This is a genomic window from Kitasatospora sp. Root107, assembly GCF_001424875.1.
Taxonomy (GTDB): Bacteria; Actinomycetota; Actinomycetes; order Streptomycetales; family Streptomycetaceae; genus Kitasatospora.
The window spans coordinates 67,834-88,422 of record NZ_LMCT01000040.1; the positions used below are offsets into that span (position 1 = coordinate 67,834).

23 protein-coding genes are annotated in these 20,589 nt (G+C 72.1%); 14 read left to right on the forward strand and 9 right to left on the reverse strand.

Features of this window, described 5'->3' with window-relative positions:
* Nucleotides 1–13: 13 nt before the first annotated feature.
* A complete protein-coding gene (locus ASC99_RS27955) occupies nt 14–916 on the forward strand; it encodes an alpha/beta hydrolase (RefSeq protein ID WP_057237145.1) in 903 nt (300 codons plus the stop codon).
* The gene (locus ASC99_RS27960; protein ID WP_057237147.1) at nt 913–2,193 is read left to right on the forward strand and encodes a PLP-dependent aminotransferase family protein; all 1,281 of its coding nucleotides are present in this window, start codon (nt 913–915) and stop codon (nt 2,191–2,193) included. Before ASC99_RS27955 ends, ASC99_RS27960 begins: the two co-directional genes overlap by 4 nt.
* Nucleotides 2,194–2,247: 54 nt before the next feature.
* On the opposite strand, the gene ASC99_RS27965 is transcribed toward ASC99_RS27960, so the two are convergent.
* The 3 genes from ASC99_RS27965 to ASC99_RS27975 all read right to left on the reverse strand — a co-directional run bounded on the left by ASC99_RS27965 (nt 2,248) and on the right by ASC99_RS27975 (nt 5,463).
* Entirely contained in the window at nt 2,248–3,003 is a 756-nt protein-coding gene (locus ASC99_RS27965) for an ABC transporter permease (protein WP_057237149.1), read from the reverse strand.
* Nucleotides 3,004–3,043: 40 nt separating this feature from the next.
* Nucleotides 3,044–4,000 (reverse strand): ATP-binding cassette domain-containing protein, encoded by a 957-nt coding sequence (locus tag ASC99_RS27970; protein ID WP_057237151.1) that lies wholly within the window; start codon nt 3,998–4,000, stop codon nt 3,044–3,046.
* Nucleotides 4,001–4,179: 179 nt separating this feature from the next.
* On the reverse strand, nt 4,180–5,463 hold the full coding sequence (locus ASC99_RS27975; protein ID WP_235583155.1) for a glycosyltransferase: 1,284 nt from the start codon (nt 5,461–5,463) through the stop codon (nt 4,180–4,182).
* A gap of 37 nt (nt 5,464–5,500) precedes the next feature.
* On the opposite strand from ASC99_RS27975, the gene ASC99_RS27980 reads away from it, so the two are divergent.
* From ASC99_RS27980 to ASC99_RS28005, 7 genes are all read left to right on the forward strand, one after another.
* Entirely contained in the window at nt 5,501–6,433 is a 933-nt protein-coding gene (locus tag ASC99_RS27980) for a 3-oxoacyl-[acyl-carrier-protein] synthase III C-terminal domain-containing protein (RefSeq protein WP_057237154.1), read from the forward strand.
* A gap of 110 nt (nt 6,434–6,543) precedes the next feature.
* Entirely contained in the window at nt 6,544–6,831 is a 288-nt protein-coding gene (locus ASC99_RS27985; RefSeq protein ID WP_057237156.1) for a phosphopantetheine-binding protein, read from the forward strand.
* Between the two features lie 576 nt (nt 6,832–7,407).
* On the forward strand, nt 7,408–7,578 hold the full coding sequence (locus ASC99_RS39005; RefSeq protein WP_157531793.1) for a hypothetical protein: 171 nt from the start codon (nt 7,408–7,410) through the stop codon (nt 7,576–7,578).
* Complete coding sequence (locus ASC99_RS27995) at nt 7,575–8,348, forward strand: 4'-phosphopantetheinyl transferase superfamily protein (RefSeq protein WP_057237160.1); 774 nt, start codon at nt 7,575–7,577, stop codon at nt 8,346–8,348. Before ASC99_RS39005 ends, ASC99_RS27995 begins: the two co-directional genes overlap by 4 nt.
* The gene (locus ASC99_RS28000; RefSeq protein ID WP_057237162.1) at nt 8,341–9,222 is read left to right on the forward strand and encodes a hypothetical protein; all 882 of its coding nucleotides are present in this window, start codon (nt 8,341–8,343) and stop codon (nt 9,220–9,222) included. Before ASC99_RS27995 ends, ASC99_RS28000 begins: the two co-directional genes overlap by 8 nt.
* A complete protein-coding gene (locus ASC99_RS41285) occupies nt 9,219–9,662 on the forward strand; it encodes a hypothetical protein (protein ID WP_235583156.1) in 444 nt (147 codons plus the stop codon). The genes ASC99_RS28000 and ASC99_RS41285 overlap by 4 nt, the downstream gene beginning before the upstream one ends.
* Nucleotides 9,577–10,845 carry a hypothetical protein gene (locus ASC99_RS28005; protein WP_235583159.1) on the forward strand — a complete coding sequence of 423 codons (1,269 nt, stop codon included), beginning with the start codon at nt 9,577–9,579 and terminating at the stop codon, nt 10,843–10,845. The genes ASC99_RS41285 and ASC99_RS28005 overlap by 86 nt, the downstream gene beginning before the upstream one ends.
* A 7-nt stretch (nt 10,846–10,852) precedes the next feature.
* Here ASC99_RS28005 and ASC99_RS28010 read toward each other — a convergent pair whose 3' ends face one another.
* On the reverse strand, nt 10,853–11,065 hold the full coding sequence (locus ASC99_RS28010) for an EF-hand domain-containing protein (protein WP_057237166.1): 213 nt from the start codon (nt 11,063–11,065) through the stop codon (nt 10,853–10,855).
* A gap of 138 nt (nt 11,066–11,203) precedes the next feature.
* Complete coding sequence (locus tag ASC99_RS28015) at nt 11,204–11,572, reverse strand: cupin domain-containing protein (protein ID WP_057237168.1); 369 nt, start codon at nt 11,570–11,572, stop codon at nt 11,204–11,206.
* Nucleotides 11,573–11,740: 168 nt separating this feature from the next.
* On the opposite strand from ASC99_RS28015, the gene ASC99_RS28020 reads away from it, so the two are divergent.
* Nucleotides 11,741–12,469 (forward strand): tyrosine-protein phosphatase, encoded by a 729-nt coding sequence (locus ASC99_RS28020; protein WP_057237170.1) that lies wholly within the window; start codon nt 11,741–11,743, stop codon nt 12,467–12,469.
* A gap of 8 nt (nt 12,470–12,477) precedes the next feature.
* On the opposite strand, the gene ASC99_RS28025 is transcribed toward ASC99_RS28020, so the two are convergent.
* Nucleotides 12,478–13,203 carry a helical backbone metal receptor gene (locus ASC99_RS28025; RefSeq protein ID WP_057237172.1) on the reverse strand — a complete coding sequence of 242 codons (726 nt, stop codon included), beginning with the start codon at nt 13,201–13,203 and terminating at the stop codon, nt 12,478–12,480.
* Between the two features lie 545 nt (nt 13,204–13,748).
* On the opposite strand from ASC99_RS28025, the gene ASC99_RS39880 reads away from it, so the two are divergent.
* The 3 genes from ASC99_RS39880 (at nt 13,749) to ASC99_RS28035 (ending at nt 15,186) form a co-directional block, all read left to right on the forward strand.
* Complete coding sequence (locus tag ASC99_RS39880; RefSeq protein WP_200948449.1) at nt 13,749–14,003, forward strand: hypothetical protein; 255 nt, start codon at nt 13,749–13,751, stop codon at nt 14,001–14,003.
* A gap of 35 nt (nt 14,004–14,038) precedes the next feature.
* Nucleotides 14,039–14,164 (forward strand): hypothetical protein, encoded by a 126-nt coding sequence (locus tag ASC99_RS41775; RefSeq protein WP_255359282.1) that lies wholly within the window; start codon nt 14,039–14,041, stop codon nt 14,162–14,164.
* 95 nt (nt 14,165–14,259) lie between these two features.
* A complete protein-coding gene (locus ASC99_RS28035; RefSeq protein WP_057237176.1) occupies nt 14,260–15,186 on the forward strand; it encodes a diiron oxygenase in 927 nt (308 codons plus the stop codon).
* A gap of 90 nt (nt 15,187–15,276) precedes the next feature.
* Here ASC99_RS28035 and ASC99_RS39010 read toward each other — a convergent pair whose 3' ends face one another.
* The gene (locus ASC99_RS39010; RefSeq protein WP_057237180.1) at nt 15,277–16,443 is read right to left on the reverse strand and encodes a transglycosylase SLT domain-containing protein; all 1,167 of its coding nucleotides are present in this window, start codon (nt 16,441–16,443) and stop codon (nt 15,277–15,279) included.
* Between the two features lie 302 nt (nt 16,444–16,745).
* Nucleotides 16,746–17,393: an SMI1/KNR4 family protein gene (locus tag ASC99_RS28045; protein WP_082598694.1), complete on the reverse strand. Its 648-nt coding sequence runs from the start codon at nt 17,391–17,393 to the stop codon at nt 16,746–16,748.
* A gap of 312 nt (nt 17,394–17,705) precedes the next feature.
* Between ASC99_RS28045 and ASC99_RS28050 the strand changes: the two genes are divergently transcribed.
* Entirely contained in the window at nt 17,706–19,187 is a 1,482-nt protein-coding gene (locus ASC99_RS28050; protein ID WP_057237181.1) for a LamG domain-containing protein, read from the forward strand.
* 302 nt (nt 19,188–19,489) lie between these two features.
* Here ASC99_RS28050 and ASC99_RS28055 read toward each other — a convergent pair whose 3' ends face one another.
* Nucleotides 19,490–20,416 carry a pseudouridine synthase gene (locus tag ASC99_RS28055; RefSeq protein WP_057237182.1) on the reverse strand — a complete coding sequence of 309 codons (927 nt, stop codon included), beginning with the start codon at nt 20,414–20,416 and terminating at the stop codon, nt 19,490–19,492.
* Between the last annotated feature and the right edge of the window lie 173 nt (nt 20,417–20,589).

Sequence of the window (20,589 nt, forward strand, 5' to 3'; positions counted from 1 at the left end):
GTTGAGCGAAGCCATGCCGCTCGACCCGCAAGTCCTGGCCCTGCTGGCTCGGCGCGCCCAAGCCGGTACACCCCCCCTCTACACCCTGACCCTGGACCAGGCCGAGCCGGTCCACTCGGTCACCGAGCTGGAGATCCCCGGCCCCGGCGGTCCGCTCACCGTGCGGCTGTACCGGCCGCACGGCGGCGCCCGGCTCCCCGCGCTGGTCTATCTCTTCGGCGGCGGCTGGACGCTCGGCTCATTGGACACCTGCGACGCGATCTGCCGCCGGCTGGCCAACGCCGCCGACTGCGTCACCGTCTCGATCGGCTACCGGCGGGCTCCCGAACACCCCTTCCCCGCCGCCGTCCAGGACTGCCAAGCCGGCACCGGCTGGCTGGCCGAGCACGCCGCCGAGCTGGGCCTGGACCCGGACCGGATCGCGATCGGCGGCGACAGCGCGGGCGGCAACCTGGCCGCGGCCGTCACCCTGCTGGCCCGCCGCGAGGGCGGCCCCGCCCTGTGCCACCAGCTGCTGGTCTACCCCAACACCGCGTACCGGGCCGACACCGCCTCGGTCCGCGAGAGCGAGGACCCGCTGCTGTTCAACCGGCACTCGGTGGACTGGTACTGGGGGCACTACCTGAAGGCCGAAGCGGACGGCGAGGACCCGTTGGCCTCTCCGCTGCGCGCCGACGACCTGTCAGGGCTGCCGCCCGCCACCGTGATCACCGCCGAGTACGACCCGCTCCGGGACGAGGGCGAGGCGTACGCGGCCGCCCTGACGGCCGCCGGCGTGCAGATCGCGGCCCGGCGGTATGACGGCATGGTGCACGGCTTCTTCGCGATGGCGGGGGAGTTGACGGCCGGCTGGGACGCCCAGGACTGGGCGGCGCTGCGGCTGCGGACGGCTTTCGGGACGGACGGGCCGTCATGAGCCTGCGGCTGGACCAGCTGCACGGCTCGCTGGCCGACCCGCTGCTGGACTCGATGACCTTCCTGAACGAGATCACCGGCCGCCACCCGGAGGCGATCTCGTTCGCCCCGGGGCGCCCCTACGAGGGGTTCTTCGAGACCGACCGGGTGGCCGAGTACCTGGACGCCTACCTGGACCACCTGCGGGAGCGGGGTCTGACGGAGGAGCAGGTCCGCAGCACGCTGTTCCAGTACGGTCCCACCAAGGGCATCGTGGCCGAGCTGATCGCCCGGACCCTGGCCAACGACGAGGGCCTGACGGTGGCGCCACCGGCGCTGGTGGTCACGGTCGGCGCGCAGGAGGGCATGCTGCTGGTGCTGCGCGCCCTGTGTGCCGACCGGGACGACGTCCTGCTGGTCAGCTCACCCTGCTACGTGGGCGTCACGGGGGCGGCCCGGCTGCTGGACATCAGCACCGTGCCCGTCCCCGAGGGCGACCCGGCGGCGGTCGCGGCCGCCGCCCGGGCGCTGCGGGCCGAGGGCCGCCGTCCCCGGGCGCTGTACGTGGTGCCGGACTTCGCCAACCCGTCCGGGGTCAGCCTGCCCACCGCCGTGCGCCGGGAGCTGCTGGCCACCGCCCGGGCCGAGGGCCTGCTGGTGATCGAGGACAACCCGTACGGCTTCTTCACCCGCACCGGCCGCACCCGGCCGACCCTGAAGGCGCTGGACCGGCACCAAGTGGTGGTCCACCTGGGCTCGTTCGCCAAGACCTGCTTCCCCGGCGCCCGGCTCGGCTACGTGCTGGCCGACCAGCAGGTGGTGGCGCCGGACGGCAGTGTGACGCTGCTGGCCGACCAGCTGGCCAAGCTGAAGAGCATGACGACGGTGAACACCCCGGCGCTCAGCCAGGCCGTGATCGGCGGCCTGCTGATCCGGTACGACTTCCGGCTGCGGGCCGCCAACGCCACCGCGGTCGCCCACTACGCGGCCGGACTGACCACCCTGCTGGCCGAGTTGGAGCAGCACTTCCCGGCCGCCGAACGGGCCCGGCTCGGGGTGGGCTGGAACGAGCCGGAGGGCGGCTACTTCACCGTCCTCACGGTGCCGTTCCGGGCCGACGCGGCGGCGATGCGGCGGTGCGCGGAGCAGTACGGCGTGCTCTGGACGCCGATGGCCGACTTCTACCCGGCCGGCGGCGGGGAGTACCGGCTGCGGCTCTCCTCCAGCAGCCTGACCACCGGTCAGATCGGCGACGGCATCAAGAGGTTGGCGGCGTTCATTCGGGAAGAGGCCGAGTAGGGGCATGCCGAAGCGGGGCGGGGCCGACGGCCCCGCCCCGCTCGGTCGTGCCGGTCAGCGCACCCGCTCCGCGAACAGCCGGGCCGACCACCAGACCGCCACCACGGTGAGCACCGAGACGATCAGCAGGCTCTGCCAGACCGAGCTGTCCCCGACCTGTCCTGCGAACAGGGCCCGCATGCCCTCCACCGCCCAGTAGAAGGGGTTCCACTCGGCGATGGACCGCAGCCACTGCGGCGCCAGCGCCAGCGGCAGCAGCACGCCGGAGAGCAGCGCGATCGGCTGGGCCACGGTGTTCACCACCGGGGCCAGCGCGGCGTCGCTGCGCACCAGCAGGGCGATGCCGTAGGAGATCGCGGAGGTCATCAGCGCCAGCAGGGCCATCAGGAGGTAGGCCAGCAGCAGGTCGAGCGGGGCGACCGAGAGGCCGAACGGCAGCGCGAGCAGCGTGATGATGACGGCCTGCACCATCAGCGCCAGCACCTCGCGCAGCGCCCGGCCGAGCAGCAGCGCCAGCCGGCTGACGGGGGTGACCCGGGAGCGTTCGATGATCCCGGCCCGCAGCTCGCCGAGCAGGCTGAAGCCGGTGAACAGGCCACCGAAGATGACCAGCACGGCGAGCAGGCCGGGCACGTAGATGCGGTACGCCTCTTCGTAACTCCCGGCCCCCAGCACCTGCTTGAGCAGCGGCGCGAAGAGCAGCAGGTAGAACAGCGGCTGGACGACGCCGACCACCAGCCAGACCGGGGTGCGGACCATCAGCAGCACCTGACGCTGGAAGACCAGCCAGGTGTCACGGGCGAGTTTCATGGGGCGGGTTCTCCGGCTTCGGGCTAGCTGCAGGGCAGCTTCAGGCGAGGGAGCGGCCGGTACGGGCCAGGAAGACGTCGTCCAGGCTGGGGCGCTGGAGCTGGATGGTGGCAGGGGCCACGCCCGCGCCGTCCAGGGTGCGGAGCAGCTGCGGGATGGCGGAGGCGCCGTCGCGGACGTAGAGCCGCAGCCCGCCGTCCTCGGGCGTCTCCAGCCGGTGCAGGGCGGGTTCGCCGCGCAGTGCGCCGGCCGCCTTCTCCACGCTGTCGCCGTCGGTGAGGCCGACCAGCAGCACGTCACCGGAGATCTCCTGCTTGAGCTCCTCCGGGGTGCCCTCGGCGACGATGCCGCCGTGGTCGATGATGCCGATCCGGTCGCAGAGCGCGTCGGCCTCGTCCAGGTAATGGGTGGTCACGAAGACCGTCATGCCCTCGCCGCGCAGCCGCCGGATCTCCTGCCAGACCTGCGCCCGGCTGGCCGGGTCGAGACCGACGGTCGGCTCGTCCAGGAACAGCACGCCGGGCGAGTGGATCACGCCGAGCGCGATGTCCACCCGGCGGCGCTGGCCACCGGAGTAGGTCTGGCACGGCCGGTCGGCGAACTCGCCCAGCTCGAAGGCGGTGATCGCCCGCTCGGCGCGCTGCCCGGCCTCGGCCTTGCCGATGCCGTGCAGCCTGGCCTGGTGGACGAGCTCCTCCCGGCCGCTGACGGTGTCGGTGGTGCCGCCGCCCTGGGCGACGTAGCCGATCCGGCGGCGGACGCCGGCCGGGTCCTGCCGCAGGTCGGCGCCCGCGACGGTGGCCTCGCCGCCGTCCGGGCGGATCAGGGTGGCGAGCATCCGCAGGGTGGTGGTCTTCCCGGCGCCGTTGGGGCCGAGGAAGCCGTAGATCTCACCGGCGGCGACGCTCAGGTCGAGGCCGGCGACGGCGTCGACCGTGGTGGCCTGGCGGCCCTTGCGGGACTGGTAGGACTTGCGCAGCCCCGTGGTCTCGATCAAGCCGGAACTCCCGTACTGGGGTGGGCTGTCAGGGGAAGGCCCGCGCTGTGGGGCGCCCGCTCCGGGCGCCGCGACCGGGCACTGCGAGTCACCCTAGGGTCTGGGCAGGGTCCGGAACAATGGTCTGGACCATCGGGTTTTCGCGCCGGGCGGCCGTGGCGGCCAGCAGTTCAAGGCGGTCAACTGCCGTGCGTGCGCCACCACAATGGTCTGGACCATCGGGTTTTCATCGGGTTTTCGCGCCGGGCGGCCGTGGCGGCCAGCAGTTCAAGGCGGTCAACTGCCGTGCGTGCGCCACCCTTCGCCCGAAGTTCCGCGCCGAGCCGCTCGGCCCCGGCGCGCAGGGCAGGTCCGTCCAGCACCCGGCGCAGGGCCTGGGCGATCTCCTCGGGCCCGGCCTGCTCGAAGGAGATCCGCAACCCGGCTCCGGCGGCGGCCACCCGGGCCGCCACCAGCGGCTGGTCGTGCCGGATCGGCGCCAGCACCGGCGGTACGCCGTACGTCAGGGCCTCCCCGGTGGTGCCCAGGCCGCCGTGGCCGAGCACGGCCGACAGGCTGCCGCGCGCCAGCAGCTCCAGCACCGGCGCCCGCTCGACCGTCACCGCCTGGGCCGGGAACGCCGGCCAGAGCTCGCGCGGTGCGACCACCACCGCCTGTACGTCGGGGCCGAGCCGGTGCAGGGCGGCCGCCGTCCGGCGCAGGAAGTCGGCGGTCACCTCCTCGGCCAGCGTGCCCATCGAGACCAGCACCTGACGGTGGGTCGGATCGAGCCGCTCCCAGGGGAAGTCCGGCTGGGCCGGACGGTCCGCCAGCACCGGGCCGACCAGCGCGTACTGCTCCGGGTGCGGGCCGCCGGCCAGCACGTCGCTGGTCAGCGCCAGCACCAGGTCGGGGGAGAAGCGCGGGTCCAGGTACGCCCCGGCTGGCAGGCCGGCCCGCTGCCACAGTCCGCGCAGCCGCTCCTCGATCCACGGCTCCAGCTCGGCGAACGGGCGGCCCAGCTCCATCAGGCCCGGGGCCAGCGAGGCCCAGGGCAACCCGTGCCGATGCGCCGTCAGGGCGCCCGCCGGAGTGTGCTGGTCCACCACCAGCACGTCGGGCCGCCAGCTGCGGACGGCGGAGCCCAGGGCCTTCGCGGTGAACCGCGCGTACGGCACCACGAAGCCGTCCCAGAGCGAGTGCACCGCCGCCAGGCCCGAGCCGCCCTGCGGGCGGAACAGCCGGGAACCGGTGCCGAGAATCCCACTGCCCGGGTCCAGCAGCGAGCGAAGCACGGGCTCCGAACCGGTCCAGACCACCTGGTGGCCACGGTCCAGCAGCTCGCGGCCTAGACCAATTGTGGGAAATACGTGGCCGGTCAGCGGTGGCACGACGAGCATGAACCTGCTGGTCAAAGGGGTATGACGCACCATCAGGGAGGTCTCCACCTGCTCGGGGTCGCCCGCGTCGGAAGCGGAACGCATCTTGTGCGGTGCGCGGGGCGTGGGAATACTAGCCCGGGTGACCGCACTGGAGGCAGTGGCCGTCCATCTGCCAGACCGTGCTGTGCCCATCGAGGCGGTCGGGGAGCGGATCGGTCTGACCCCGCGCCAACTCAAACTCTTCCGCCGCTTCCACGGCCTGGACCAGGTGCGCCTGGACCCGGACGGGACGCTGCTCGACCTGCTCACCGGCGCCGTCGGCGCCCTGACCGAACTCCGGGGACGGGAACACCAGGTCCGGTACGTGCTGCACGCCCGCAGCATGCCGGTCTCGACGCCCTACCCGGCCAACCCGCTGCACGAACTGCTCGACCGCTTCGGCCTCGGCCACGCCAACGCCTTCGCGGTCACCCACCACGCCTGTGCGGCAAGCCTGCTGGCCATCGACCTGGCCGGCAGACTGCTCGCCGCCGAACCCGACCCGGAGGCACTGGTCCTGGTGCTGACGGGGGAGAAGACCTTCACCCGGGACGCCCAACTCGTCCCGGAGACGGCCGTCTTCGCCGAAGGCGCGGCCGCCTGCCTGGTCCGGGCCGGTGGCGGCCGGGACGAGGTGCTGTCGTACGCCGTCCGGCAGCTCGGCGAGTTCGACGGTCGGCTGGCCGAGGACCCGGAGCTGATGGCCGGGTACCAGCGGGCCTACCCGGAGGCGATGGCCGAGGTGATCCTGCGGGCGGTCGACCAGGCCGGACTCGGGCTGGACGACATCGCGCTGATCCTGCCGCACAACGTGAACAGCATTTCCTGGCAGCGGCTGTGCCGTCGGCTGGGCTACCCGGTGGAACGGGTGGTGCTGGACAACGTGGCCTCGGTCGGGCACAGTTTCGCCGCAGATGCTTTCATCAATCTTCACACCGCCACCGCGCGAGGCCTGCTCCGGCCAGGTGACCGCTACCTGATCGCGGCCTCCGGTCTCGGCGCCACCTTCTCGGCGATGACCGTCCGCCACTGACCGTCCGCCACTGACCGTCTTCCACTGACGTGCCGTCAGTTCTCCTCTCCGCCAAGCCGGTTCCGGCTCTGCTGTCCGAGCCGTGCCATGCCCGATGGGACGTACCACCGATGGACGACACCACCCTGCAGACTGATCCCGCCCTCCGTGGCCGGGTGCTGACCAGCATCGGCACCCTGCTGCCCCGGGTGCTGAAGAAGGAGCTCACCGAAGTCCCGGAGAACGCCTGCCTCTTCGACGACCTCGGGCTCACCTCGGCCGGCACGCTGGAGCTGATCCTGGAGCTGGAGGAGGCGCTGGACATCCAGGTCGACGTCGAGCAGATCGGCGAGGACGACCTGCGCTCGGTCGCCAGCCTGGCCGACTTCGTCGCCGGACACACGATCGCCGAGGACTGACCGGAATGCACCCGCACCCCGCCGGGCCGTACCTCCGGCCCGGCGAAGGCGGACTGCGGATCAGCCGGGTGCTGGCCCAGGAGTTCGACGGACACTCGGAGGCCGCGCTCGACCCGGACCTGCGGGTCTTCGCGGGCGACCTGGCCCGGCCGTACGGGCTGCCGCTGCGCGAGGACCTGCTCGAGCAGGGCGTCGGCCACGCGTACGGCGAGATGGGCGAGGCGCTGATCGACCGGCTCGGCCTGACCGGGGACCAGCCGGTGGAAGCGGTTATCCCTCCCGAACGTAGCCAACCAGCCATGCCCTGTCCAACCCGGCCGGGCTGTCACGCTCCATCTGGCGCGCCGCTGTCCCGGGCAGCCGCTCGCCTTCGCGATCGGCGACCAGGGATCGGCCGCGCCGTTCACCGCGCTGCGGATCGCCGACCAGTACGCGCGGACCGGCGGCTGCCGGCGGGCCCTGGTGCTGATCCTGGAGCAGAGCGCACTGCACTACCGGCCCGCCGGTCCTGTGACGCTGCCGAGGCGGCATCGGGGTGTGCTTCTGCTGCTCGAACCAGCCCTGGAGGGACAGGAAATGACGATCAGTCAGATGCGTGGCCCGGCCGTCCGGCCGTCGGGCCATCCGGACCAGCCGCTGACCGGCCCCTGGTCCGAGGTGGCCGGCCTCACCGGCCCGCTGCGGGTGACCGACCTCGACGAGCAGTTCGGCCGCCGGTCGACGCTGGACCAGCCGGCCGTCCGGTGAGCATCGACACCGTCGCGCTCTGGGTGATCCCGACCGACCAGCCCGCGCCGGTGGTGGACCGCCTGCACCGGCTGCTCGACCCGGGCGAACGTGAACGGGCCAGGACCATGCCGGACCCGGCCCGCCGGGCCAGGTTCGTGGTCGGCCGGGGCGCGGTCCGGCTGCTGGCCGCCCGGCCGCTCGGGCTGCCACCGGCCGAGTTGGCCTGGCGCCGGGGCCCGCACGGCAAGCCCGAGCCGGTGCACAACCCGACCGGCGTGCAGTTCAGTTGGTCCGGATCAGGGTCGCTCGCGGTGCTCGCCGTCGCGCACGGCCGGCCGGTCGGCGCCGACGTCGAGGAGCTGCCCGCCGAACGGGTCGCGGTCCGGGTGGCCGACCGGTACTTCCCGCCCGAGGAGGCCCGGTTCGTCGCCGACGGGCCGTCCGGGCAGCACCGTTCGGCCCGGTTCGCCCAGCTCTGGTGCCGCCGGGAGGCGGGGGTGAAGGTCTACGGCGGACGGCTCGCCCAGGGCCTGCCGCTCAGGCTGGCCGGCCGCAGCCCGCTGCGGCTGGCTGCACTCAAGGGCCTTTCGCCGAGCCCCTGTTGGATCCGGGACATCAAGGTGCCCGGACCTTTCCGGGCCGCCGTCGCCCTGGCCGGACCGGCACCCTTCCTGGTCCGCCGCCGGACCTGGACCCCGCATGCCCCACTCGGCCTCGAACCGCCCGACCTCGAACCATCCGACCTCGAACCCTTCGAGCCACTCGAACCAGGAGCAGCCGATGACTGATCTTCACCCGTCGGGAGCGGCCACCCTGCTGCCCACCGACGTACCCGGCGTGGTCCTCTACTCCGGCGCCTTCGAGACACTGATCGCCGACCTGCGGCTGGGGATCGAGGTACTCGGCGCCGACGAACCCTTCGAGCGGATCGCCGTCCCGCCGGTGATCTCCCGCGCACTGGTCGAGCGGGCGGGCTACGCGAAAGCCTTCCCGCACCTGCTCGGCACGGTGCACAGCTTCACCGGCACCGCCGCCGAGTGGGGCGAACTCTCCGGCCGCCCGGACTGGCACGCCACCCAGCAGATCGGCGACGTGGTCCTGCTGCCCGCCGCCTGCTACCCGCTCTACGCCACGCTGGAGGGCCGGGAGCTCACCGAGCCCGTCAGGTTCGCCACCTCCGCGTACTGCTTCCGGCAGGAGGGCAGCCACGAGCCGGGCCGGCTGCGCAGCTTCCGGATGGCCGAGTACGTCACCGCCGGAAGTCAGCAGCACTGCGAGGACTGGCGGACGCGCTGGCTGGACCGGGTGGCCGACTGGCTGACGGCACTGGACCTCAAGGCCACCGTCGAGGTGGCCGACGACCCGTTCTTCGGCCGGGCCCGCAGGATCTTCCAAGCCGCCCAGCGCGCCCAGGAGTTGAAGTACGAGCTGCGGGTCGAGCTGGCCGACGGACTGGTCCAGGCGATCGCCTCGGCCAACTGCCACAAGGACACCTTCGGTACCGCCTTCGGCTTCACCGCCGACGGCGAGCCGGGGCACACCGCCTGCGCCGCGTTCGGGCTGGAGCGGATCGCGCTCGCGCTGATCCACGCCCATGGGGAGCACCCGGCGCAGTGGCCGGCGTCCGTCCGGCTGGCGCTGACCGGGGGCCTGGGCCGATGACCGTGATCACGGTTCAGTACGACGGCGGCAGTTCGGGTTCGGGGCCGCTGACCTTCGGTCAGGACAACATGATCCTGTGCATCCGCCGGGACGACCCCGACCAGATCAACAAGCAGGCGGTCTGGCCGGTCCCGCCGGGCGCCGGGCTGCCGGAGGTGCTGGCGGTGCTGCGGCAGCTGGCCGAGCGGCACGAGTCGCTGCGTACCCGGTTCCCCTCCGACGGCCCCGGCGGCGGGACCCGGCAGGTGGTGCACGCCGCCGGATCGTTCCGGGTGACCCTGGTGGAGGCCGGTCCGGAGGGTGAACTCGACGCGCTGGGACCTGGCGGCGGACTTCCCGATCCGGTACACCCTGCTGACCCGGGACGGCCGGCCGGTCCGGCTGGCCGTGGTGGTCTGCCACTCCGCCGCGGACGGCGCCGCCACCTCCCGGCTGTTTGAGGAGTGGTACACGCTGCTCAGTGGTGGCGAACTCGCGCCGCCGAGCGCGCCCACCCCGCTGGAAGTGGCCGAGTCCGAGCGCACCCCGGTGGGCCGCCGCCGGGCCACCGCCTCGCTGCGGCACTGGGAGAAGATCCTGCGCACCAGCCCGCAGGCGGTGTTCGCCGACTCGGGCATCACCGGGCCGCCGGGCCGGGTGGCCACCCTGGCGATCCGGTCCCCCTCGGCCGCCGCCGCGTTGGCCGCCGCCGCGCAGCGGACCGGTGCCAGCCCGTCCAGCGTGCTGCTCGGCATCTTCGCCGCCCTGGTCGCGCACCGGGCGGCCCAGCCCAAGCTGGTGATCGCCGCACTCTCGGCCAACCGGCACCGCTCCCAGCTGGTCGGCTACGTGGGCACGCTGGCCCAGGACGCCCTGCTCGCCGTGGACACGGCGGCCGAGAACCTGGACGAGGTGATCGGCCGGACCAAGGCTGCCGCGCTGGCGGGCTACTGGCACAGCACTTTCGACGCCACCCGGATCTGGGAGCTGATCGAGGACGTCGCCCACCTTCGCGGCTCGCGCTGGGCCCGCCAGGTGGTGGTGAACGACCTCAGCATGACCATCCCGGACGCCGCCGCCCAGGCGCGCCCGATGCCATACACCGATCCGGAGCTCAGCTGGTACCCGGAGGAGGAGGTGCCGATCCGGGTGATGCTCAACATCTGGCGGGTCAAGGACTGCGTCGAGCTCTCGCTGCACACCTGCCCGCAGGTGTTCGACCGGGTGGACAGCGAACGGCTGGCGCGGGGTCTGCTGACCCTGGTCGAGGCAGCCGCGGCCGGCCCCGTGGCGCTGGACAGGCTGACCGCACTGACGGGCCTGGCACCCGGGGTGCGGGACGGTGAGTGGGAGTCGGTCGACGGCTCGTGGATCGACCTGGCCGCCGTCCGGGAGCTGCTGACGCACGCGCTCGGCGCCAGGGTCCGTCCGAGGGTGGCGGTGGAGAACGGGCGGCTGACCGCCCGGCTGGACGCCGGCCCGACCGCGCTCACCCCGGCCGGGGTGCACCTCGCGGTGCTGGCCGCCCTGTCGGAGCGGCAGACCGCAATGGCCCCGCAGTACTACGTGATCGACGGGGCCGTCCCGGCCGAAGGAAGCGGCCGGGACGGTGGGGTGACCGACTGGCAGGCCCTGTTGGGCTGAGCCGGGATCAGCCGTTCTGGGCGGCCCAGAACTCGTCGAAGTTCAGCACACCGTCCTTGCTGGTGTCGGCCTTGTTGATGAGCGCCTGGGCGACGGTCTCGGTGACGTACGGGTCGCCGAGCTCCGCCATCGCCTTGGTGTACTCGGCCGCGGTGATGAAGCCGTCGCCGTCGGCGTCGAAGCGTGCGAAGGCCTGCTTGGCGGTCTCGATGTCAGCCATGGTGGTACCCCTCCTGATGGGTCGTGGTGCAGGTACTTTATCGGCCCATCGGGAGAGGTCCGGACGCCGGACCCCCGGCCACGGCCCCCCAGGTCAGCGCGTCGGTCCGGGTCGGGGCAGCGACCCGGTCCTGGCCGGTCAGGCGGGGCGCTTGGCGTAGTCCGCGTAGCCCTGCCAGTCGAGCACCACGCACGCCTCGTCACCGACCACCCAGGCGTCGTGCCCGGGGGCGATGACCATCGCGTCACCGGGGGCGAACTCCTGCTCCTCCCCGTCGTCCATCCGGACCGTGATCCGCCCCGACAGGCAGTAACCGGTGTGGGCGGACTGGCAGCTGTCGGTGCCCGCGATCGGCTTCACGTGCTCGGACCAGCGCCAGCCGGGTTCGAAGGTGGCCCGCCCCAAGGCGACGCCGTCCATGTCGACCAGTGCCAGCTGCCCCTTGCCCGCCTCGAACGGGCGGACCTCCTCGGGCGTCTCCAGACTCTTCCGCAGCATGCCGGACATCGCGCCTCCTTCGGTGGCCGTCCGGACGGACTCTGCCGTGGGGAGGACGGCCCTCCTCCCCACGGTACGCCGCCTGCGGGACGCGCTCCTGCTCGTGCCGGGGCCCCCGTGCGACGGCCCCGGCCACCGCCGTCGGCCGGCCTCGGGTGCGTGGATAGAGTGGCGGCCATGATCAGGCATCTGGAGTTCGAACGGCTGCACAACTTCCGTGACTTGGGGGGATACCGGACCTCGGACGGCCGGGAGACCCGGCCCGGGCTGCTCTACCGCTCCGACTCGCTGGGCAAGCTGGCGGGTGAGGATCTGGCGCGGTTCGAGAAGCTGGGCGTGCGGACGGTCATCGACCTGCGCTACCCGTGGGAGATCGAGCGCAAGGGCCGGGTGCCCGAGCTGCCCGGGCTCGGCTACCACAACCTGAGCATCGAACACCGCCCTTACGACCAGGCCGCGTTGGGCCCCGAGGTGGACCCGGCGGTGTACCTGGCCGAGCGGTTCGCCGAGGTGGCCTCGGACGGGGTGGCCGAGATCCGGGCCGCCCTGCAGGTGATCGCCGACCCGGCGAACGGGACGGTGGCCTTCCACTGCGCCTCCGGCAAGGACCGCACCGGCATCGTCGCCGCCCTGGTGCTCACCCGGCTCGGTGTGCCGGAGCAGACGGTGGTCGAGGACTTCGCGCTCACCGGGCTCGCCACCGAGCGGCTGGTCGCCGAGTGGCACGCCTCCTATCCCGACCTGGTGATGAAGTGGCCCGGCTACGGCCGGGCGCCCGCCGAGCTGATGCGACGTTTCCTGGCCGACCTGACCGAGCAGTACGGTTCGGTCGACCGCTACATCACCGAACAGCTGGGCCTGGGCGAGGAGTTCACCGCCGCACTGCGGGCCAAGCTGCTGATCTGATCGGGCGCCTACCGCCGGACGGCCCGGTCGAGGGCTGCCGACAGCACCTGCGGAGCCTCGGCCAGCGAGGGCCCGTACCAGGTCAGGTGACGCCCACTCAGCAGCGCCGTCGGAATGCCGGGGAAGGCCTCGGGCCCGTCCTCGGCGGTGAAGCGGTACGGCTCGTCCGGCAGCACCACCAGCTCCGGGCGGGCCGCCAGCAGCTCACCGATCGGGATCGCCGGGTACCGCTCCGGGTGCTCGGCGTGGATCAGCCGCACGCCGAGCCGCCGCAGTACGTCCCCGGCGAAGGTGTCCCGGCCCAGCACCATCCAGGGTCGCCGCCAGATCGGCACCACGGCCCGGGTCGGCGCCCGTTCGGGCAGCGCCTGCCAGGCCAGTTCGGCGGCGTCCAGCCAGTCCGGCCTGGCCAGCCCCAGATCGCCCGTCAGCAGCTGCGCCAGCTCGCCGAAGGCCTGCGGCAGCGTCCGCACCTCGGTGACCCGGACGGACAGCCCGGCCGCGCGCAGCGCCGCCAGGTCGACGGCCCGGTTCTCCTCCTCGTTGGCCACCACCAGATCCGGCCGCAGCGCCACGATCCGCGCCAGATCCGGATTCTTCGTCCCCCCGACCCGCGCCACCGTCAGATCTCCGGGCTCGCTGCACCAGTCGGTCACCCCGACCAACAGCTCCCGCCCGCTCACCGCGATCGCCTCGGTGAGCGAGGGCACCAGCGACACCACCCGCATCGTCATCCGGCCACGCTACCGCCCGGGCTCTCCCGGATGGGGCCGAGGGAGACGGGACTGTCACAGGGCCGCCACCAGGGTGAACCAACCGCTGGTGGTGGGCGTGGCGGGTCGCCGGGTGGGTACCCGGAAGGTCATGGGACTCATTCGCAGGCGCCGCCGGCAGGACTCCGTACCCGAGCCGGCCGGTGAGGACGTGGCGGGCGAGCTGGCCGCGCTCGCCACCGAGATGGAGCGCGACCTGCCGGAGGCGAGCCCGGCCGTTCGGGAGGCGTGGTACCGGCGGAAGGGCGGGCAGCGGGCCAGGGAGCTGATCCGTACGCTGACCCGGGTGCTCGGGCGGAGCGGGCTGGTGGCGGCGAAGGGGGCGGGGTGGGGAGGGAAGGCACTGGCCGACCGCGCGGGCCGCGCCGCGGATCCCGATCCGCAGCCTGGCGACTCTGCGCGCGCAGCACCCGACGGCGGCGACCCCGGAGGAGCTGGCCGAACTGATCTCGCTCGGGGCCTGCCGGTCGTCGTCCGCGCTCGGGGCCGGGGCCGGGGCGGCGGCGATGCTGCCGGTGCCGCCCGCGATGGCGCTGGAGATCGCGGCCGAGACGCTCTCGGTCGCGGCGGTGGAGATCAAACTGATCGCCGAGCTGCACGAGATCTACGGAATGCCCGCCGTCGGCACGGTCGCCCAGCGAGCCGGTGCGTACGTCGGCGCCTGGGCCGACGGCCGGGGGATCGACCGGGCGGCGCTGATCCGGCCGGCGAGTCTGGCCGCGCTGGCGGTCGGCTCGCCCTGCGCAAGCTGCCCTCGCTGATTCCGCTGCTGATCGGCGCGGGGATCGGCGCCACCATGAACCGCCGGGACACCCGCAAGCTGGCCAACCAGGTCCGGGCCGACCTGACCGGACACAAGGTGCTCGACCCCGGGTACTGGGCGGCGGCTGCGCCCGCCGGCGAGCGGGCGGTGGAGGCCTGACGGTCAGAACTATTGACGGTCCGTCTAATAATCTCTAGCTTCTCGGGCAGAGGGGTGCGCCGTGCCCTTCGGCCAGCCCGAGGAGGAGAGAGCCGATGACCACCGCAGCCGGCCGCAGGCCGACCGTCAGGACCGCGCCCGAGGAGTGGCCGGAGGAGCGCCGCCGGACCGCCGAGCGGCTGCTCGCCTCCTCCGCCAAGGTCTCCTTCGACCCGCTCACCGAGGTGGACTGGGCCTCCCCGCCGGTGCCCGGCCGCTACTACAGCCCGGCGCACAACCTCTCGCTCTACGGCACGCCGCTCTGGGACACGCTGACCGAGGAGCAGCGGATCGAGCTCAGCAAGCACGAGGTCGCCAGCATCGCGAGCGTCGGCATCTGGTTCGAGGAGATCCTGATGCAGATGCTGCTGCGGCACGCCTTCGATCGCGACCCGACCAGCGCGCACGTGCAGTACGCGCTGACCGAGATCGCGGACGAGTGCCGGCACTCCGTCATGTTCGCGAAGATGATCTCTTGGATGGGCGTGCCCGCCTACGGTCCAGGGCGGCTGTCGCACGAGCTCGGCCGGCTCTTCAAGGCGATCTCGACGCACAGCCAGACCTTCGGCGGCACCATGTACGTCGAGGAGATCCTGGACGCCTTCCAGCGCGAGCTGATGAACGACGAGTCGATGCAGCCGCTCACCCGTCAGGTCTCCCGGATCCACGTGATCGAGGAGTCCCGGCACATCACCTACGCCCGCGAGGAGCTGGTCCGCACCAAGGTCGGTCCGCTGCAACGCCGTTGGGAGCAACTGTTGCTCGGCCTGGTGGTGCACCGCTCCACCGTCGGCCTGATCAACCCCAGGCTGTACGCGGCCGTCGGCATCGACCCGAAGGTCGGCCGCAAGGCGGCCCGGAGCAACCCGCACTGGCGCGCCACCAAGAAGCAGATGGCCGCCAAGGCGATAGACGTCCTCGACCGGGCCGGCTTGGTCGGGCGGACCAACCGTTGGCTGCTCCGGTCGGCCGGGGTGATCTGACGGTCGCTCAGGCCGGCATGGGAGATGCGCCGTTCGGTGGGGTCCGAGCGGCGCGGGTGCGGACAGGGGTGGTTGCGAGGTGCGGCCGGGTCAGGGTTCGACCCGGAAGCCGTGCCTGCGGCCGAGCCAGGACAGCGACTCCATGCCGGGCCTGCCGTCGGCGTCCGGGCCCTTGTATCCGAGGTTGAGCTGGAGCTGCCGGTACGCGTCGATGGTCACCGTCCCGTAGGAGCCGTCCACGAACGGGTGGGCCAGCAGCCCCTCGGATTCGAGGGCCTTCTCCAGGCGGAGCACCTGCGCCCAGGAGTAGGAGCGGTGGCCCTGTTCGGCCGGCGGGTCCCAGGACGCCGCGTGGTTGACCTGTCCGACGTACAGCACGTCGGGAGGCTCGATGGGAATCTCCGCAGTCGTGGATCCGGTGCCCTGGCCGTCCTGGTTCTGGTAGGCGGGGTCCGCGCAGCGGATTCCCTCCGCGAACCTGGGATATCCGTACCCGTAGACGTACGGGTCCCTGCGCTCGCGGGTGACCAGGGAGACCTGGTCGTTCCAGTTGCCTTCCACGGAGGTGACGGTGGTCTCGGTGTAGCTCACGACGATGCCGGTGTGCTCACCGCCGCCAGGGCCGAAGACGACCTGTGCCCCCAGCCCCGGGTACTCGGAGAAGCGACCGTTGCTCTTCCAAGCCTCGGTGGACTTACCACAGTTGTCGAACTTGCCGGGGAGCAGGCCCACCAGCCCGACCCGGTTGAAGATGCACCAGACGAAGATGTCGCACCAGGCGACACCGTCCTCTCCGAATTCCTTGCCGAACTCCGTCCGGTTGTCGCCGGTCTCATGGATGCCGAGGTACGACTTCGCTTTGTTGATGACGAGATCTCGATCGAACATGCCCGATGCTCCTGGTGTCGGCCCAGCCTGGAGGTGAGCCTTGTAGGCGCCGTTCGTGAAGGTGCTCCACTGCTGCCACCCGTTGCCGCCCTTGAAGATGGCGTAGGCGGCGGCAGCGTTCTTCCGGGGATCGTGCAGAGCTGACTCCACACGGAGGGTGTCGGGAAATCCGTAGGACTGGGGCTTCCGCAGGGCGCGGATCTGCCAGAGCCCGACGGACGGTCCCCACTTGTCGTCCACCAGCGTGGTGTCGCCAAGGGCGTCCGGGTTGCCGCTCGACTCCGCCATGGCCACGGCTGCGGCGATCCCGACGTCCTGACCCGAGAACCCGGCCTGTTCCGCCAGGGATCTCAGCTCATTGATGTTCACGGCTACTCCTTACCTGTCCGACGGATCCTTGACGATCCCGGGCAGCGACGAGAGCGGGAGATGAAGAGCGCCTTTGGGGGTGAGGCGGTCACCTGCTTCCACGGAATCAGCCGACGCCATGGCAGGCGCGCGAAACTCAGAGCACATGACGGGGAGGGATGGCTGGCCGCACCTGAGGGCGCGCCTGGATTACGGCCATATATTCACCGTGCGCCCAGGCGTGGGCGGATGCAACCCCTGAGCATCTCTTGAATGGTCAAGTGAACTCGCCGTCGGCTGCGGTGAGTTCAGATCCTGCCGTGCTACTGCCAGGTGGGTTCGAAGGTCGGGGCCGGCAGCGACTCGTCACCCTCCTCCTCGTCCTCCTCTTCGAGGGAGAACGCCGCGGTGGTGATCCGCCCGCTCAGCAGGTCGTGGAGGAACTCGACTGCCCCCACCTCGTAGGCCTCGTAGTACCAACTGCGTGGATTCCATGCGACGACGGTCCAGCTGTCCGGTTCCCCCTCGGTGAGCCAGCAGAGCCGGGCTCCGTTGTCGACACCGGCCCAAGGCAGCAGTCCGCCGGGCTCGGGGTGGAAGGGATACGGACACTTGTCGGGATTGCTCCGCCGGAAGGACCGTTCGCCGTCCAACAGCTGCCGGGCGCTCTCGACCAGCAGGTTGCGACCGCCGAAGGGCGTCAGCGGCGCGATGAAATCGACGAACAGGCCGGAGCCGTAACGCTCGATCAGATCCTTGAAGTCTGCGGGAAGCCCGAGCCCGAGGGCGGCTTCGACCGCCGCCCAGTCACCGTTCGCATGGACCGGGTTCGCGGGTGGCTGCACCAGGCGTATCAAATCGTCGATCGTCGTCATGGCGGAGAGTGTATGGAGCTCTCGCTGGGCGTTTCGTCGCTGACCCTTGGAACGGGTCGGCCGGCTGTTCTGGCTTGTCGGGGCGTTGGTGGGCATGCCGATGGCCCCGCTGTCGCGTCGGGTGGGCGCCGGGTTGCACGGCTCCGGTGGCGAGGTCTGCTCGTCGAGGTGCGTGTCGGTCCAGGCCAGTGGCGCGCGAGGCAGAGGTAGTGGCGGCGGCCGGTGGCGAGGAGCTGGGCGGCGGCGGAGAACAGCTGCAGCCGCAGGCGCTTGGGTTCCCATCGGCGGGCGGGCTGGGTGGGGGCGAGCATGGGTATCCAGGCGAGCAGGTCTGGACAGCCCTACTGGTGAAAGCCCGAGGCTAGACTCTGCCGCCGACAGCGGTTCGATCACGTGGGGGGAATCACGATGGTGACCAGGCGTGGCCTGTTGAGTGGTGCGGCACTGGCCGGGGCCGGTGCCCTGGTGGGCGTGGCGCGCGGTACCGGGGTGGCCGAGGCGGCGCAGCCGCTGAACACCCCGTTCACCCCGGTCTCGGTGCCGCACCTGGTGCAGGCCGAGCAGATGGTGCAGTACCAGCGGATGCTGGCGGCGGGTCAGCTGACGGAGGGTCTGGCCGGGCACTGGCCGCTGGACGGCACCGCCACCGATCGGGCCGACTCCGCGCACACGCTGACCCGTGGCGCCGGGACGGCCTGGACGAAGCTGCGGGCCGGCGGCGAACTGGGCTTCGACGGCACGGCCAACGCCTACTCGGCGACCACCTCGGTGCTGGACACCACCAAGCCGTTCACCGTCTCGGCCTGGGTCCGCCTGGCCGAAGGCGTCCCGCTGGACAACATCTTCACGGCGGTCAGCCAGGACGGTGCGCAGACCAGCCGCTTCCTGCTGATGTACCAGGACACGCCGGGGGCCTGGGTGTTCCGGGTACGTAGCGCGAACCAGGCCGCCAGAGCCGAGGTTGTGGCCACCACCGCGCCGGTGCCGGGCCGCTGGACCCACCTGGCCGGGGTCTGGGACAACGGCACCCTCCGGATCTACGTGGACGGCCGACGAGAGGGCAGCGTCACCGACACCAGCACCACGGCCTGGGCCGCCGACCAGGGCTTCAACATCGGCCGGGCCAAGTGGGACGGCGCCCCGGTGAACCGGTGGAACGGTTCCATCTCCGACGTCCGGGCCTTCGCCCGGGCGCTGAGCGATCAGGACGTCGACCTGATCAGTGGTCAGGCCGCCAAGCGCAACAACGTCTACCTGATCGGCGAGGAGGCGGAGGTGGTCTGGGGCGACCCGGGCGACCCGGCGGGCTGGGTCAACCGCTCGCGCTGCAACTCCTTTACCACCGCGGTGCTGCGGCACACCTACAAGTGGGCGGAGAACGGCAGCTACTTCACCCAGTGGTTCGGCACCGACCACCCGACCGCGGCCCGCTACCAGTCCCGGTTCGCCGGGAACGACGGCGGCGCCGGCCCGCACTTCAAGGCGGTCACCAAGGTCACCGACCTCCAGCCCGGCGACCTGGTCTCGGTGAACTACCAGGGCACCGTGGACGGCAACACTGGACACATCGTCATGGTCCGCGAGGTGAAGGGCGTGCGCACCGGCTGGATGGACCAGGCCGACCGGACCCAGTACGTGGTCGAGGTGATCGACTGCACCGCCTCGCCGCACGGCGTGTACGGGACCGCGACGTACGAGCCGTACCCGGACACCCGGATGGTCGACAACCTTCCGGACACCGAGACCCTCAACCGGGCGGGCGCCGGTATCGGGCACATGGTCTTCTACGCCAAGGCGGACGGCTCCTTCGGCGGCCACCGGTGGAGCGTCAACTCCGGCACCTGGCACCCGGAGACCGAGCACGCCATCACTGCCGGCCGGGTGGTCTGAGTAGTCCGGCCGGGTGGTCCGAGGGGACTGACCATCCGGCCGGAAGACCAGGCGAGCAGGGTCGAGTGCGAGTTGGACGATCTCCAGCCGGACGTGGTTCTGTGCGGGCGGGGGAGTCCGGTGTCGCGGGTGGCGCGGATGCGGTCCCCGGCCCGAACACGGCCGGCTCGGCCTGCAGCATCGCGACATCGGCGGGCTTCGGGGCGTTCGGGTCGTCTTCGTAGTCACACCTGGCGGAGGTCGGAGCAGTGCCGCGTCCGTCGGTACGGAGTGACGCGCGGTCGTCGCGGCCCGTACGCGGGTCAGTCCGCTGACGGCCAGGCCGACAGGTGGCGGGTGCTCTCGAAGTGTCTCGGCTCGCCGGTCACCGGGTCGGTGAACTCGAGGGTGTGGGCGAGGAGTTGGAGGGGGTGGCGGAAGTCGTCCGGGGCCGTCTCGGGCAGGACCTCGGGGTAGAGCGGGTCGTGCAGGATCGGGATGCCCAGGGCGCTCAGGTGGACCCGGAGCTGGTGGGTCTTGCCGGTCTCGGGCAGCAGGCGGTACCCGGCCAGGCCGTTGCGGTGCACCAGCAGTTCCACCACGCTGCTGCTGTTCGGCGGGCCCGGAATCTCACGGGCCGTCAGTTCGCCGCGTTCCTTCACCAGGTGGCTGCGCACCGTACGGGGCAGCGTCAGCTCCGGGTCGAACGGTGCGACCGCGCGGTACTCCTTGCGGACCCGGCGCTCGGCGAAGAGTAGCTGGTAGGCGCCCCGGTACTCCGGCCGCGCCACGAAGAGCGTGAGCCCGGCGGTCAGCCGGTCCAGCCGGTGTGCCGGGCTTAGTTCGGGCAGCGCCAGCTCGTCCCGGAGCCGGGACAGTGCGGTCTCCGCCACGTGGCGGCCGCGCGGCGTGACGGCCAGGAAGTGCGGCTTGTCGGCCACCACGATCCGCTCGTCCCGGTACAGCACCGTCAGCGGGAACGGCACCGGCACCTCCGGCGCCAGTTCCCGGTGGTACCAGACGTAGCCGCCCGGCAGGTACGGCGCGTCGGCGGGGAGCGGTCCAGCCACCCCGTGCACCGCACCGGCGGCGAACATCGCGTCGACCAGCTCGGGTGGCACCGGCAGCCGGTCGACCAGGTAGTCGCGCACCGTCGCCCAGCCACCCTCGACGGGCAGCCGCCGCCGGACCGGGTCGACCCCGCGCCGCTGCGGCAGCGGGGCGGGCGGTACGGCGGATCTGCGTCTCATGTCGAGCCAGCGTAGTCGAGTGGCCGACGGCGGTTCCGGCCCCGGGCCGGGGCAGAATGGGGACCCGGACACCGAGCTCGGGAGGCAGTACCGTGACGCGACCGGCCCAGCAGAGCGAGGAGTTGGCGACGCTTCGTCAGCTGCTGCGCACCCGCCCGCCGATGGACCGGAAA